This window comes from Pseudomonas sp. L5B5 (assembly GCF_020520285.1).
In the GTDB taxonomy this organism is placed as follows: Bacteria; Pseudomonadota; Gammaproteobacteria; order Pseudomonadales; family Pseudomonadaceae; genus Aquipseudomonas.
Map to the genome: position 1 here is coordinate 2,373,575 of NZ_CP084742.1, position 15,120 is coordinate 2,388,694.

The 15,120-nt window shown below is 63.5% G+C and carries 17 protein-coding genes; all 17 read right to left on the bottom strand.

The window, feature by feature from the left end:
* Positions 1–35 precede the first annotated feature (35 nt).
* Positions 36–1,172, bottom strand: a complete 1,137-nt coding sequence (gene flhB, locus LGQ10_RS10720; RefSeq protein ID WP_226525518.1) for a flagellar biosynthesis protein FlhB — start codon at positions 1,170–1,172, stop codon at positions 36–38.
* A 3-nt stretch (positions 1,173–1,175) separates the two neighbouring features.
* Positions 1,176–1,952: a flagellar biosynthetic protein FliR gene (gene fliR / locus LGQ10_RS10725; protein WP_413247618.1), complete on the bottom strand. Its 777-nt coding sequence runs from the start codon at positions 1,950–1,952 to the stop codon at positions 1,176–1,178.
* Positions 1,953–1,962: 10 nt separating this feature from the next.
* Positions 1,963–2,232: a flagellar biosynthesis protein FliQ gene (gene fliQ / locus LGQ10_RS10730; RefSeq protein ID WP_011059988.1), complete on the bottom strand. Its 270-nt coding sequence runs from the start codon at positions 2,230–2,232 to the stop codon at positions 1,963–1,965.
* Between the two features lie 24 nt (positions 2,233–2,256).
* Entirely contained in the window at positions 2,257–3,006 is a 750-nt protein-coding gene (gene fliP / locus LGQ10_RS10735) for a flagellar type III secretion system pore protein FliP (protein ID WP_226525520.1), read from the bottom strand.
* On the bottom strand, positions 3,006–3,446 hold the full coding sequence (gene fliO, locus LGQ10_RS10740) for a flagellar biosynthetic protein FliO (protein WP_226525521.1): 441 nt from the start codon (positions 3,444–3,446) through the stop codon (positions 3,006–3,008). Before fliO ends, fliP begins: the two co-directional genes overlap by 1 nt.
* A complete protein-coding gene (gene fliN, locus LGQ10_RS10745) occupies positions 3,447–3,908 on the bottom strand; it encodes a flagellar motor switch protein FliN (protein WP_058434316.1) in 462 nt (153 codons plus the stop codon).
* A gap of 55 nt (positions 3,909–3,963) precedes the next feature.
* On the bottom strand, positions 3,964–4,932 hold the full coding sequence (gene fliM, locus LGQ10_RS10750) for a flagellar motor switch protein FliM (protein WP_058434317.1): 969 nt from the start codon (positions 4,930–4,932) through the stop codon (positions 3,964–3,966).
* Positions 4,933–4,941: 9 nt separating this feature from the next.
* Entirely contained in the window at positions 4,942–5,442 is a 501-nt protein-coding gene (gene fliL, locus LGQ10_RS10755; RefSeq protein WP_058434318.1) for a flagellar basal body-associated protein FliL, read from the bottom strand.
* A gap of 200 nt (positions 5,443–5,642) precedes the next feature.
* A complete protein-coding gene (locus LGQ10_RS10760) occupies positions 5,643–7,067 on the bottom strand; it encodes a flagellar hook-length control protein FliK (protein ID WP_226525522.1) in 1,425 nt (474 codons plus the stop codon).
* Positions 7,068–7,163: 96 nt separating this feature from the next.
* Entirely contained in the window at positions 7,164–7,508 is a 345-nt protein-coding gene (locus LGQ10_RS10765; RefSeq protein ID WP_058434320.1) for an Hpt domain-containing protein, read from the bottom strand.
* 30 nt (positions 7,509–7,538) lie between these two features.
* Complete coding sequence (locus LGQ10_RS10770; RefSeq protein WP_226525523.1) at positions 7,539–9,245, bottom strand: fused response regulator/phosphatase; 1,707 nt, start codon at positions 9,243–9,245, stop codon at positions 7,539–7,541.
* 5 nt (positions 9,246–9,250) lie between these two features.
* Positions 9,251–9,556: an STAS domain-containing protein gene (locus LGQ10_RS10775; RefSeq protein ID WP_011059979.1), complete on the bottom strand. Its 306-nt coding sequence runs from the start codon at positions 9,554–9,556 to the stop codon at positions 9,251–9,253.
* Positions 9,557–9,643: 87 nt separating this feature from the next.
* Complete coding sequence (fliJ, locus tag LGQ10_RS10780; protein WP_058434322.1) at positions 9,644–10,093, bottom strand: flagellar export protein FliJ; 450 nt, start codon at positions 10,091–10,093, stop codon at positions 9,644–9,646.
* Between the two features lie 6 nt (positions 10,094–10,099).
* Positions 10,100–11,458, bottom strand: coding sequence for a flagellar protein export ATPase FliI (fliI, locus tag LGQ10_RS10785; RefSeq protein WP_226525524.1), 1,359 nt, complete (start codon positions 11,456–11,458; stop codon positions 10,100–10,102).
* The gene (fliH, locus tag LGQ10_RS10790) at positions 11,448–12,296 is read right to left on the bottom strand and encodes a flagellar assembly protein FliH (RefSeq protein WP_058437727.1); all 849 of its coding nucleotides are present in this window, start codon (positions 12,294–12,296) and stop codon (positions 11,448–11,450) included. The genes fliI and fliH overlap by 11 nt, the downstream gene beginning before the upstream one ends.
* 9 nt (positions 12,297–12,305) lie before the next feature.
* Positions 12,306–13,325 carry a flagellar motor switch protein FliG gene (gene fliG, locus LGQ10_RS10795; RefSeq protein ID WP_011059975.1) on the bottom strand — a complete coding sequence of 340 codons (1,020 nt, stop codon included), beginning with the start codon at positions 13,323–13,325 and terminating at the stop codon, positions 12,306–12,308.
* The gene (fliF, locus tag LGQ10_RS10800) at positions 13,318–15,105 is read right to left on the bottom strand and encodes a flagellar basal-body MS-ring/collar protein FliF (RefSeq protein WP_058437730.1); all 1,788 of its coding nucleotides are present in this window, start codon (positions 15,103–15,105) and stop codon (positions 13,318–13,320) included. Before fliF ends, fliG begins: the two co-directional genes overlap by 8 nt.
* Positions 15,106–15,120: the final 15 nt, after the last annotated feature.

The window sequence follows — 15,120 nt, forward strand, 5'->3', positions numbered from 1 at the left end:
GCAATAATCCAGCCAACAGGCTGCCTGCACCCGTATTAAGTGTCGCGTCGCAGATCCGGGGGAATTTGCGGGTCCTTGAGCGGATCTGGACGCTTGCCCTTGCCCGCGCGGTGCTGGCGGATCTGGTAGACGTAGGCCAGCACCTGGGCCACCGCCAGGTACAAGCCGGCGGGAATTTCTTCCTCCAGCTCGGTGGAGTAGTAGATCGAGCGCGCCAGGGCCGGCGATTGCAGCAGCATGATCTCGTGGGCCGTGGCGATCTCGCGGATCTGCTGCGCCAGGAAATCGGTGCCCTTGGCCAGCAACACCGGCGCCCCGCCCTTGTCGGCGTCGTACTTGAGGGCCACGGCGTAGTGGGTCGGGTTGGTGATGACCACGTCGGCCTCCGGAATCGCCGCCATCATCCGCCGCTGGGACATCTCGCGCTGCAGTTGACGGATCCGCTGCTTGACCTCCGGGCGCCCTTCCTGGTCCTTGTGCTCGTCACGCACTTCCTGCTTGGTCATCAGCAGCTTCTTGTGGGCCTGGTACAGCTGTACTGGCACATCCACCGCAGCGATCAGGATCAATCCGCAGGCCATCCACAAGGTGCTCCACCCCACCACCTGGACACTGTGGATGATCGCCAGCTCCAGCGGCTCATGGGCGATCCGCAGCAGATCGTCGATATCTGCGGACAGCACCGACAAGGCCACGAACAGCACCAGACCGAACTTGGCCAGGGCCTTGAGCAATTCGATCAGCGCCGTGGAGGAGAACATCCGCTTCAGGCCGTTGGCCGGATTCATGCGGCTGAACTTGGGTGCCAGGCTCTTGCCGGCGAACAGCCAGCCGCCCAGGGATATCGGCCCGATAATGGCCGCCAGCAACAGGGTCAGCAGTACCGGCTGCACCGCCAGGATGGCAATCTTGCCCGAGTGCAGCAGATACAGGCCCATGGCTCCGGGGCTGAGCAGCACCTCGCGGGGCAAGGAGAAGTTCAGCCGCATGATTTCCAGCAGGTCTTGCGCCAGGCTCGCACCGAACACCAGCAGGCCACCGGCTCCGGCGAGCATGATCGCCAGGGTGTTGAGCTCCTTGGAGCGCGCGATCTCGCCCTTTTCCCGGGAGTCTTTCTTGCGTTTCTCCGTGGGGTCTTCTGTCTTGTCCTGACCGCTCTCGCTCTCAGCCATGGCTCAACGGGCCCTCGCCAATTCGCGCAAGAACTGCAAGGCCTCGGAGGCCAGCGGCTGATACTGGTTGAGGATGTCGGCCAGGCTGATCCAGACGATGCCCATGCCCAGCACCAGGGTCAGGGGAAAACCGATGGAGAAGATGTTCAGCTGCGGCGCCGCCCGGGTCATGACGCCAAAGGCGATGTTGACCACCAGCAGCGCGGTGATGGCCGGCAGCACCAGCAACAGCGCCGCCCCCAGGACCCAGCCCAGCTTGCCCGCCAGGTCCCAGAAATGATTGACCATCAACCCGCCACCCACCGGCAAGGTCGTGAAGCTTTCAGTCAGCACCTCGAACACCACCAGGTGGCCGTTCATGGCCAGGAACAGCAGGGTCACCAGCATGGTGAAGAACTGCCCGATCACCGCCACCGAGACACCATTGGTAGGGTCGACCATGGAGGCGAAGCCCATGCCCATCTGGATCGCCACGATCTGCCCGGCAACGACGAAGGCCTGGAAGAACAACTGCAGCGAGAAACCCAGCACGGCGCCGATCAGGATCTGTTCGGCGACCAGCAGCAAGGCACTCAGGTCCAGGGCATGCACCTCGGGCATGGGTGGCAACGCCGGCGCTATCACCACGGTGATCGCCAGGGCGAAGTACAGCCGCACCCGCCGCGGCACCAGGGTCGTACCAAAGACCGGCATCACCATCAGCAACGAGGTGACCCGGAACAGCGGCAGCATGAAGCTCGCCACCCAACTGCTGATCTGGGTGTCGGTCAACGCCAGCAAGGACATGGGGTCAGCCAATCAACTGCGGAATACTGCCGTACAACTGGCGGATGTATTCCATGAAGGTTTGCACCAGCCAGGGACCGGCGACGATCAGGGTCACCAGCATCACCAGCAGGCGCGGCAAGAAGCTCAGGGTCTGTTCGTTGATCTGCGTGGCCGCCTGGAACATGGCCACCATCAGGCCCACCAGGAGGCTGGGCACCACCAGCACCGCCACCATCATGGTGGTCAGCCAGAGGGCTTCGCGAAACAGGTCTACCGCGACTTCAGGAGTCATTGTCGATCACCCGCAAACAAGGTTCTAAACACCACCGAAACTGCCGGCCAGGGTACCGATGATCAAGGCCCAGCCGTCCACCAGGACGAACAGCATGATCTTGAACGGCAGGGAAATGATCAGCGGCGACAGCATCATCATGCCCATGGCCATCAGCACACTGGCCACCACCAGGTCGATGATCAGGAACGGGATGAAGATCATGAAGCCGATCTGGAATGCCGTCTTGAGCTCCGACGTGACGAAGGCCGGGACCAGGATTGTCAGCGGCGCCTGGTCGGGGCTTTCGATGTCCGTGCGCTTGGACAGGCGCATGAACAGTTCCAGGTCGCTGCTGCGGGTCTGCGCCAGCATGAAGTCCTTGATCGGCACCTCGGCCTTGGCGACGGCCTCCTGGGCCGTGAGCTTCTCTGCCAGGTAGGGTTGCAGCGCGTCCTGGTTCACTCGGTCGAACACCGGGGCCATGATGAACATGGTGAGGAACAGCGCCATGCCGGTGAGGATCTGGTTCGACGGGGTCTGCTGCAGGCCCAGGGCCTGGCGCAGGATCGAGAAGACGATGATGATCCGGGTGAAACTGGTCATCAGCATGACGAACGCCGGAATGAAGCTCAGCGCGGTCATGATCAGCAGGATCTGCAAGCTGACCGAGTATTCCTGCTGGCCGCCAGCATTGGTGCCGAGGGTGATCGCCGGGATCGACAATGGATCGGCCGCCAGCGCCAGCGGCGCCGCCAGCATCAGGGCCAACATCAAGATGATGCGCAACGGCATTACTTCCTATCCTTCTGGTCCTTGCCCAGCAGCTCCATCAGGCGCTGGGCGAACTCGGGCGTCGCCTGCTCGGCACTGGGCACCTGCACCGGCTCTTTGAGTACATGCAACGGGGTGATGGTGCCCGGTGTCAGGCCCAGCAGAATCTGCTCGTTGCCCACCTGCACCAGCACCAGCCGATCACGCGGCCCCAGGGCCCGGGAACCGATCAGCTCGATCACTTGCCCCTTGCCGGCAGGACCAGCCTGCTGCACTCGGCGCAACAACCAGGCAAGAAAGAAGATCAGCCCGACCACCAGCAACAGGCCCAGCACCAGCTGCGCCAGTTGTCCGCCGAGGCTGCTTGCCGCAGGGGCCGTGGCCACCTGGGCCGTCACCACGGGTTCGGCGGCCAGGGCGCTGAGCGGCAAGCCCAGCAGTACGCCAAGCAGCTTGTTCACTTAGCGCAGCTTCTTGATGCGTTCGCTGGGGCTGATCACGTCCGTCAGGCGAATGCCGAACTTCTCGTTGACCACCACCACCTCGCCATGGGCGATCAGGGTGCCGTTGACCAGCACGTCCAGCGGCTCGCCGGCCAGGCGGTCGAGTTCGATCACCGAGCCCTGGTTGAGCTGCAGCAGGTTGCGGATATTGATATCGGTACTGCCCACTTCCATGGAGATCGACACCGGGATATCCAGGATCACGTCCAGGTTCGGACCTTCGAGGCTTACCGGCTCGTGATTCTTGGGCACGCTGCCGAACTCTTCCATCTGCAAGCGGCCGCTGGCAGACGCAGCGCCGGCATCGGCCGCCAGCAATGCATCGATATCGGCCTGGCCGGCATCACCGGTTTCTTCCAGCGCGGCAGCCCATTCGTCAGCCAGCGCCTGGTCGTCCTGGGAGTTAATTTCGTCAGCCATCTTGGGTCCTCGACGGGCAAAAATTCATTGAACAGCAAACAGGTTGGAGCGCCGCTCAGCGACGCTCGATCGGTTCGATCACTTGCAACGCCAGGTTGCCCTTGTGGGAGCCCAGCTTGACCTTGAACGATGGCACGCCATTGGCGCGCATGATCATGTCTTCGGGCAGTTCCACCGGAATCACATCGCCAGGCTGCATGTGCAGGATGTCCCGCAGGCGCAACTGGCGACGGGCGACCGTGGCACTGAGCGGCACGGCCACATCCAGCACGTCTTCGCGCAGCGCCTTGCTCCAGCGCTCGTCCTGGTCATCCAGGTCGGACTGGAAGCCGGCGTCGAGCATTTCCCGGATCGGCTCGATCATCGAGTACGGCATGGTCACGTGCAGGTCGCCACCACCGCCATCGAGTTCGATGTGGAAGGTCGAGACCACCACCGCCTCGCTGGGGCCGACGATGTTGGCCATGGCCGGGTTCACTTCGGAGTTTATGTACTCGAAGTTGACCGGCATGATCGCCTGCCAGGCCTCCTTGAGATCGACGAAGGCCTGCTCCAGCACCATGCGCACGACCCGCAACTCGGTGGGGGTGAATTCACGCCCCTCGATCTTCGCGTGGCGGCCATCGCCGCCGAAGAAGTTGTCCACCAGCTTGAACACCAGCTTGGCGTCGAGGATGAACAGTGCAGTGCCGCGCAGCGGCTTGATCTTCACCAGGTTCAGGCTGGTGGGGACGTACAGCGAGTGCACGTACTCGCCGAACTTCATGACCTGCACCCCGCCCACCGCCACATCGGCGGAGCGGCGCAGCATGTTGAACATGCTGATCCGGGTATAACGGGCGAAGCGTTCGTTGATCATTTCCAGGGTCGGCATGCGTCCACGGACGATGCGATCCTGGCTGGTCAGGTCGTAGCTTTTGACACTGCCGGGTTCGGCAGAGTGTTCGGTCTGTACCAGACCGTCGTCGACACCATGCAACAGCGCGTCGATCTCATCCTGGGACAGCAGGTCCTGCACGGCCATGTCGTGTTCCTACTGCAATACGAAGTTAGTAAAGAGCAACTGCTCGACCACTACCTTGCCAACCTCTTTCTGCGCCACTTCCTGGACGCTGGCGGTGGCTTTCTGACGGAGCATTTCCTGGCCGACCGGGGTAGCCAGGGTGTCGAAATTCTGCGCGGAAAACAGCATCACCAGGTTGTTGCGGATCACCGGCATGTGCACCTTCAGTGCGTCCAGGTCTGCCTGGTTGCGCGCCAGCAGGGTGATGCTCACCTGCATGTAGCGCTGCCGGCCGTTCTGCGTGTAGTTGGCGACAAAGGCTGGGGCCATCGGCTCGAAGATCGCCGCAGGCTTGACGTTGGTAGCACTTTCCGCAGCTGGCGCAGGCTTGCTCTGGGCACTGTGCATGAAGTACCAGGTAGCACCGACCGACAGGCCGATGGCCAGCAACAACGCCAGGACAATCAAGAGGATAAGCTTGAGTTTGCTTTTCCCTGCGGTGGGTTTTTCTGCTGCTTCGCTCTTCGCCATGCCAATAATCCGTCACTATTCGGGGGTTCACAGTCGCACGGCTAGGCCAGAGCAAGTGTTATGCCAGATTTGTCAGGAATGGGCATGAGCTGCAGGGACAGGACTGGCCTGCAAGGCGGGGAATTCGGGATTGGCGCGCAAAAGGCCGCCGGATGGGCGAGCGAGAGCAGGTCTGCCTGCTGCTCCGCTCGCCCCTCGAGTCAGGCGTAGTAGTCCACGACGCTGCTGCCGATCACGGTCTGTACCGGGGTCGAGACGTCGGCGACGGCATGGGGTTGCCCCTCATCACCAGCATCACCGTCCAGGCGCGTGCCGCTGCCCGATGAACCACGAGTGCGGTTCTGCTCCTGCTGAGCCTGCTCCTGGCCCTGCCAGCCACGGGACTGATCGGAGACGTTGACGTCCACCTGGCCCAGGCCCTGTTGCTGGAACATGTCGCGCATGCGGTGCATCTGCCCTTCCAGGGCCTCGCGGACACCAACGTGGGCGCTCATGAAGGTGACCTGGGTCTGCTGGTCGGGAATCATGTGCACGCGTATGTCCAGGCGCCCGAGTTCGGCCGGCTGGAGCTGGATATCCGCCGACCTGAGGTTGGCACTGGACAGGTACATCACCCGGTTGACCACCTCGTCGGTCCAGCCGCTCTGGTGCATGGCCAGGGGCTGGTTGACCGGGGTCGCGTTGGCGGTCTTGGGCGTCGCCGCCTGTGTCAGCGCTGCCAGGCGGTTGGCGAAGTCGTCCACGCGGGTGTCGCTGGACGCCCCCTTGAGGTCCTTCAACCCCTCGGAGACCAGGCCACTGAACGCCTTCTCGCCACCCTGCTCGGTGCTACCCTTGCCGACCTGCTCGAGCATGCTGGCCATGCCGCTGGCGTTCTGCGCCGATGCCAGCTGGGCATCCGGGTTGCCAGCAGCCGGTGCAGCCTTGGGCTGCGAGCGACTGGACTCCGACACATGGCCGCCCTGTTCCATGGCCAGGCGCACGGCGGGCAGGGCATCCAGCGGATCGGCCGCGGGATCGAACGTTTCCTTGGCCGGCTCCGGTGCTGGCACCACGGCCGCCAACGGCTGGGCCGGCACCACGACCGCCGCGGCCTCGACCTGGGGCTGCGGCACTGGCGTAGCAGGCACCGGCTCTGCCACTACCACCGGTTGCGCCGGCTGGTTCTGCAGCAAACCGGGGTCCACGGCGGCTTCAGTGGACGGCGCCTGGACCTGGCCGGTCTCGGCCGACGCACGGTCTTCGCCGGCAGTGGACTTGGTTTCACTGCCAGAGGGCTTGGTTTCATTGCTGGCAGGCTTGTCGGCGGGCAAGCTTTTGCCGCTATCGGCAACCGCTGGTTGCGACGCGGCAGACTGATCCTTGCCGACCTCTTTCTTCGGCGGGCCGCCGGCATTCTTGTCACGTACCGGCTGGGGGGAATTGTCAGCGACGGCCTGAGGCTTGTTCTGGGGCTTGCTCTGGGCCTCCTTGGCATAGAGCTGAGCGAAGCTGGACGCCTTGTCCCCAGGCTGGGCAACGTTTGCCAAAGGGCTGACAGGGGCCGCTTGCGCCTTGGCTTGCGGGCTGGCCTGAGCGGTGGCCTGAGCGGTGGCCTGAAGAAGCGAATTGGGGGTAACAGCCATGGGACGGTCTCCGCTGCACGGAATCATAGGTACAGTGCGAGACTTTACTGCAAGGGTCGGGCCAGATTCGCCGACTACCGGTTAATAAAGGCACCTTCAACAATGGAAACGCTGCAGCTCCTGCTCGCACAGGCGCCGGACAATGGCGAACTCACCGTCTATTTCACCTACCAGCTGGCGCACCCCGTCGTCGGCCGAGTGCGCGGCGCGCAACTCCAGCTGGTGACAAAGCTCGGCCAGGCGAATCGCCCCCATGTTGCTGCTGCTGCCCTTGAGACTGTGCGCCGCGGCCACCAGCTGGATGCTGTCTTCGGACTTGCGCAGCTCGCGCACGCGCTCCTCGGAATCACAGACGAAGGTATCCAGCAGGACGGGATACTCGTCCTCCATGACTTCCTGCAATGCATTGAGCACAGTGGGGTCCAGATGGATCTCGGCCACTTGTTCACTCCTTGATCAAGAACCTGGAAATTATGCCAGAGCCTCCCAGGAAAACTCCACGCAGACACTGCGTCCGTCGTCCGCCCACACCGCCTGGCGGCTCATCTGGCGAATCAGGCTGACTCCACGCCCCGACAGGCGTCCCATATCGCTGGGCCTGGCCATGACCGCGGCCACGTCGAAGCCTTCGCCACTGTCCTCCACCCGCACGGTCAGGCGCCCTCCCGACTCCAGCGGCTGGACCTGCAGATGCACGCGGACAAAACCGTCGCGCAACTCCTCCAGCCGGCTGGTGCGCTCGTGATAGTAGCGGGTGAACCCCTGTGCATCACGCTTGAGCCGCGAATCGAGCTTGAGCACGCCATGTTCCAGGGCATTGGAGTAAAGCTCGGCCAGCACGCTGTACAGCGCCCCGCTCTGGGAGCGCAGGCCATGCACTTCAAGCAACAGCTGCAACAGGTAGGGCAAGGGGTTGAAGCGCTTGAGGGTCTGCCCCCGGAACTCGAAGCTCACCGACCAGTCCAGGGGGCACGATTGACCGCTGTCGGAGTACACCAGCGCCGGTGGCGCCCGTTCGGCCAGCTCCGACAGGCTGACCTCGACCATGCTCACATCGTCCCGAGCCTGGCCGCCAAAATCCTCCAGGGCCTGGCGGATCTCCTCGAGCAAGCTTGCCTCGTCACGGTTGGCGGCGAACACCGCCTGCAGGCGCTGCACGCCGAACAGTTCGTCGCCGGTGCTGCCGGTATCGATCACCCCATCGGAGAGCAGGAATACCCGATCGCCCGGCGCCATGGGAAACACTTCGGTGCGGTCCTCGAAGGCCTCGGCGCTCAACACCCCGAGCGGCAGGTGCCGGGACTCCAGGGGCGTGCGCAGGCCACTGGCCCGCGTGTACAAATAACCCTCGGGCATGCCGCCGTTCCAGACCTCCAGCGAACGTCGCTGGCTACTCAGGCACACCAGGGTGGCACAACAGAACATGTCCACCGGCAGGATGCGCTTGAGCTTGGCATTCATCTCCCGCAGGGTTTCCGGCAGGCCGTAGCCCTTGGCGGTCATGCCATAGAACACCTCGGCCAGGGGCATGGCGCCGACTGCCGCCGGCAGGCCATGGCCGGTGAAATCCCCGAGCAGCACGTGCATGTCCCCCGCCGGGGTATAGGCGGCCAGCAGCAGGTCGCCATTGAACAGGGCATAGGGCGATTGCAGGTAGCGGATGTTCGGCGCATCCAGGCAGCCGGAATGGGCAACCTTGTCGAACACGGCCTTGGCTACCCGCTGTTCGTTGAGCAGGTAGTCATGGTGACGGGTGATCTGGTCGCGCTGGCGCAGCACCGTATCCTGCAAACGACGCAGGCGGTCCATGGCATTGATCTTGGCGGCCAGAATCACCGGGTTGTAGGGTTTCGCCAGAAAATCGTCACCCCCTGCCTCCAGGCAACGGGCCAGCGCCTCCCCTTCGCTCAGGGAAGTCAGGAAGATGATCGGCACCAAGGCCTCGCCAGCCAGCGCCCGGATCTGCCGCGCCGCCTCGAATCCGTCCATCACCGGCATCATCGCGTCCATCAGGACGATATGCGGACGCTCGCGCTGGAACAACGCCAGCGCCTCGGCCCCGTTGCTCGCCGCCAACACCTGGTGGCCCTGGCGCCGGACAATGCTGGAGAGCAGCAGGCGGTCCGCCGCACCATCTTCGGCAATCAGTACGCACAGGGGCTCGGTCATCGACCGCATACCGCTCAACTGATGTCGAAAAGCTTGTCGAAATTGGAGATGGCGAGGATCTTGCGCACATCCGAATTGCTGTTGATCACCCGGACATCGGCGTTGTCACCACCGGCGTGATCGCGCAGCAACAGCAGCATGCCCAGGGCCGAGCTATCGAGATAGGTGGCTTCCTTGAGGTCCACCACGATGGACTCAGGGGTCCTGTTGAGCCGTTCGTAGGACTCGCGAAATTCCTGGTGACGTCCGAAATCGAATCGACCCCTGATCGAAATCGTGAGTTTCTGCCCATCCGGGGATATTTCTGTAACGACCGACATGAGACTGCTTCCTTGTCATTGACGACGTCTAGAAGGTGTAGCACCCACTGGACGGCCGAACAACCTGCAGGGAAAAAATCAGCCGGCTCAGTAGGGGGATTGCCGGGGCAAGCGCTGGGACAATTCGTCCAGCAGCTTCTGCTCACGCTTGTCTTCCAGGACCCGGGCCTCGTCGATGTACCGCTGCACCAGCTTGCGCAACCCTTCGACTCGCGCATAGGCCTGCTGCCAGGTTTCACGGGCGCGATCGAGGTTGTTCTGGTGCCAGGCCAGGCTCTGGCGCTGCTGGCCCACGGCGGTATCAAGCTGACTGAGGAAGTACTGGTAGTTCATCAGCCAGTGACCGGAGACCCCGAGCTTGCCGCGCTCGACCCACTGCTCCTGGTAATCGCCACGGAAACGCTCCAGGTCACCCAGCTTGCTCTCGGCCACCCGCACCTGCCCGTTGAAGTATTCCAGGCGCTGGGCAGCGGTTTTCTCGGCACTCTCCGCCATGTCTACCACCGGCGCCAGGCGCGCTGCGCGGCTATCGGCCATGACCGGTTACCCGCCTGCGGCCGGCGCGAACAGCATCTCCAGGTGGGTCTGGCTATGACCCAGGCTGACGTTGTCGTTCAGCCCCTGGCGCAGATAGGCCACCATCGCCGGATGCAGGGAAATCGCGGTATCGGTATCCCGGTCGCCACCGGGAACGTAGGCTCCGACGCTGATCAGGTCGCGGGCCTGCTGGTAGCGCGACCACAATTGCTTGAAGAACTGGGCCCGGGCCATGTTGTCCGGACTGATCACCGCCGGCATGACCCGACTGATGGAGGCCTCGATATCGATTGCCGGGTAGTGGCCTTCTTCCGCCAGGCGCCGAGACAGCACGATATGCCCATCGAGCACACCCCGGGCCGAGTCGGCGATCGGGTCCTGCTGGTCGTCGCCTTCGGACAGCACGGTATAGAACGCGGTGATCGAGCCACCACCGGCCTCGGCGTTACCGGCCCGCTCCACCAGCTTGGGCAGCTTGGCAAACACCGATGGCGGATAACCCTTGGTCGCCGGCGGCTCGCCGATGGCCAGGGCGATTTCCCGCTGGGCCTGGGCAAAACGGGTCAGGGAATCCATCAGCAGCAGGACATTCTTGCCCTTGTCGCGAAAATACTCGGCGATCCGCGTGCAGTACATCGCGGCCCGCAGGCGCATCAGCGGCGCATCGTCGGCAGGCGATGCCACCACCACCGAACGCTTGAGGCCTTCTTCACCGAGGATGTGCTCGATGAACTCCTTGACCTCCCGCCCCCGCTCACCGATCAGCCCCACCACGATGATGTCGGCCTCGGTGAAGCGAGTCATCATTCCCAGCAGCACACTCTTGCCCACGCCGGTACCGGCGAACAGGCCAAGGCGCTGGCCACGCCCTACCGTCAATAAACCGTTGATGCTGCGAATCCCCACATCCAGCGGCTGGCTGATGGGGTCGCGATTGAGCGGATTGATGGTCGGACCGTCCATCGGCACCCAGTCTTCGGCGCGCATGCCACCCTTGCCGTCCAGCGCTCGGCCGGCACCGTCCAGCACCCGCCCGAGCATGCTCATGCCCATGGGCAGGCGCCCGGTATCGGCCAGGGGCACCACGCGGGCACCGGGGGCGATCCCGGCAACGCTGCCCACCGGCATCAGGAAGACCTTGTTCCCGGAGAACCCCATGACTTCGGCTTCGACCTTGACCGGGTGGTAGCTGTCATCGTTGATCACCAGGCAGCGGGTGCCCATGGCGGCCCGCAGGCCTTCGGCCTCCAGGGTCAGGCCGACCATGCGCAACAGGCGCCCTTCGAGGATCGGCTGGCCCGGCAGCTCGATGGCCTCGGCGTAGCTGCCCAGGCGCTTGCCGAAGCTGGTGCGTTCAAGGCGCATGGTCGGGGCCTGCGGGCTCGGGCTGCTCGGCATCCTGGGCGATGCCAGGCTCAGCGGCCGGTGCCTGCGGCAAGTCCGGGGTACGCGAGCCGAGCTCCAGGCTCAGGTCCGCCGACGCCGGGTGCAGCGATTGTTCGTGCAACCGGTCGAAGAGCTGGTCCATGGCCTGGGTGATCCGGGTCTCCATGCTGGCATCGATGCGACTGTGCTCAGTCTCAACCCGGCAGCCGCCCGGCAACAGGGACTCATCCTCGACGATGCGCCAGCTTTCTTCATGCCGGTCACGCAGGCTCTTGACCTGCTCGAAGTCCTGCGGATTGATGTACAGCCGCACATTGCCGACGCCCAGGGGCAGCAATTTGAGGGCCTCACGCATGACGTGCTCGATCTGACTGGAGTCCATCGCCAGCTCGCGCTGGATCACCTGGCGGGCGATGTGCTTCACCAGGTCCACCAGGGTCTTTTCGATCTGGGTGTCCTGCTCGGCGATCGGTTCGAACAGGTTGCCCATCAGCAACTCGAGCGCCTGCAATTTGGCGTTCAGTGCGACTTCGGCTTCCTGGCGAACCTTGAGCGTCGCGCTGTGGAACCCTTCCCGCTCACCCGTGGCGAAACCTTCGTTGTAGGCTTCCTGGCGAATGCTCTCGAGCTCCTCGAGGGTCAGTGGCTGGACTTCCTCCAGCGGCACTTCCTCGATTTCTTCCTCGATTTCCTCGGGCTCCGGCTCCGGTACCGGCTCGGGTTCCGGGTCGAAGCTGGGCAGCGCCCAGACGTCGAAACCCTCTACGTCCCGAGCACGGATCAGTCCGCTCTGGGCTTCATCATTGCTGGACGACATAAAGCGACCTTAGATCATTTCTTCGCCGCCCTTCCCGCCGAGGACGATTTCTCCGGCTTCGGCCATACGGCGGGCAATGGTGAGGATTTCCTTCTGCGCGGTTTCCACGTCGCTGACGCGGACCGGGCCCTTGGCTTCCAGGTCGTCGCGCAGCAGTTCCGCCGCACGCTTGGACATGTTCTTGAAGATTTTCTCCTTGACCCCTTCGTCCGACCCCTTGAGGGCCAGCACCAGCACGTCGGAGGACACTTCGCGCAACAGCGCCTGGATACCGCGGTCGTCGACATCGGCCAGGTTGTTGAAGACGAACATCAGGTCCTCGATCTGGCCGGACAGGTCCTCGTCCACTTCGCGGATCGAGTCCATCAGCTGACCTTCGATCGAGCTGTCGAGGAAGTTCATGATGTCGGCCGCACGCTTGATACCGCCCAGGGTGGTACGCGAAGCATTGGAGTTGCCGGAGAACTGCTTCTCGAGGATCTGGTTGAGTTCTTTCAGGGCCGCAGGCTGCACGGTGTTCAGCGACGAGACACGCAGGATGATGTCCAGGCGCGCCTTGTGGTCGAAATTGCCCAGCACCTCGCCGGCCTGGTCCGGGTCCAGGTAAGCCACCACGATGGCCTGGATCTGCGGGTGCTCGTATCGAATCACGTCGGCCACCGCCCGCGGCTCCATCCACTTCAGGCTGTCCAGGCCGCTGGTATTGCCACCCAGGAGGATGCGGTCGATCAGGCCGTTGGCCTTGTCCTCGCCGAGGGCCTGGGTCAGCATCTTGCGCACGTAGTCATCGGAACCTACGCCAAGACTGGTCTGATCACCGACGATGTCGACAAACTCGCTCATCACCTGCTCGACCTGCTCACGGTGCACGTTACCCATCTGCGCCATGGCCACGCCCACCCGCTGGACCTCCTTGGGGCCCATGTGGCGCAGCACCTGTGCGGCATCGGTGGAACCCAGGGACAGCAGCAGGATCGCGGCCTTGTCGACCCGGGTCAGTTTGGCGGTAGCGGCTCGGTTATCACTCATCTGCGTTAATCCACTCTTTCACGACCTGGGCCACGCGACCCGGATCTTCTGCCACCAGACTCTTGATTGCATTCAACTGAGCGTCATAACCCTCGCTCGGGCTTGGCAACAGGATGCTCTGCGGACCGCCGAGACTGACCCGGTCGTTGGCCAGCTCGCCATCCAGGCCGCCCATGCCGCCCAGCTCGACGTCGCTGCCCAGGCCAGCCAGTTGCTTGCCCTTGCCGCCGCCGGTGATGTTGTTGAGCACTGGACGCAGGACACCGAACACCAGCACCAGGATGAACAGCACGCCCAGCACTTGCTTGACGATGTCCCAGAACCAGGGCTGCGAGTAGAACGGAATATCGGTCACCACTTCCCCGCGGTCGGTGGAGAACGGCACGTTGATCACGCTGACGCTGTCGCCACGACTGGCGTCGAAACCCACTGCGTCCTGGACCAGGCGAGTGAAGCGCGCCAATTCGTCGGCGCTCCATGGCGCACGGCTGGTTTCGCCGTTGGCCGGGTTGACCTTGACCTGATCGTCCACCACCACCGCTACCGACAGGCGGTTCAAGCGCCCCTGCTGCTGCCGGGTGTGGCTGATGGAACGGTCGAGCTCGAAGTTCTTGGTGGATTGTTGACGCTTGTCCGACGGATAGGGTGCCAACATCGGCTGGCCGGTGGCCGGATCCATGATTTGCTGGCCGTTGGCGTCCAGCAGCGGCTGGCCTGGCTGCACCATGCCCGCCGAGGCGGTAGCGCCACCGGTGGTCTGTGGAGCCGAAGCCGGCGACGGTGGCTGGTTGCTCAGGGCACCGGGCACACCTTGCGGGCCATTGCTGCTGGAGCGCTGTTCGTTGACCGACTGCTCGCTGCGCAGGGCCGGCTGATCGGGGTTGAACTGTTCGGAAGTGGACTCCACCGCACTGAAATCGACATCCGCCGACACTTCAGCCTTGTAGCGGTCGTTACCCAGCACCGGCTGCAGGATGTTGTGCACGCGCTGGGTCAGCATGCTTTCCATGCGCCGGCTGTAGTCGAACTGCTTGCCTGCCATGGTCAGGGCGGAGTTTTCCGCCTGGTCGGACAGCAGGTTGCCCTTCTGGTCGACTACGGTGACCTGGGACTTGCTCAATTCGGGAACGCTGGTAGCCACCAGGTTGACAATGGCCATCACCTGGCCAGGCTCCAGGGAGCGACCGGAATACAGCTCGACCAGTACCGAAGCGCTAGGCTTGCGTTCGTCACGCACGAAAACCGAGCTTTTCGGAATCGCCAGGTGCACGCGGGCACCCTTGACATTGTTCAGGCTGGAAATGGTACGTGCCAGTTCGCCTTCCAGGCCACGGCGATAACGGGTGGCCTCCATGAACTGGCTGGTGCCCAGGCCCTGCTCTTTATCGAGGATCTCGAAACCGACATTGCCATCGCCCGGCGCTACACCGGCGGCGGCCAGTTTCAGGCGGGCACGAGGCAAGTCGTCGGCCTTGACCAACAGTGCGCCGGAGTTGGGCTCGACGGTATAGGGGATGTCGGCGGAGGCCAGGGTCTCCATGACCTGCTTGGCATCCATTCCCGCCAGGCTGCCATAGAGCGGCCGGTAATCGGGTTGTTGTGACCACAGCACCACGGCAAAGCCGATCGCCACACTGGCGGCCAGGCCGACCAGCAGGCCGACCTGACGCAGCATGGTCATCTGGGAGAGGTTTTCCAGGAACGACAAACCGAACAGCGGCGGTTTCCCGTCTACCGGCGTGGTCTTGGCCGGTACGTTATCGGCGACTGCTTCTGCCATGACTCAATCTCGTCC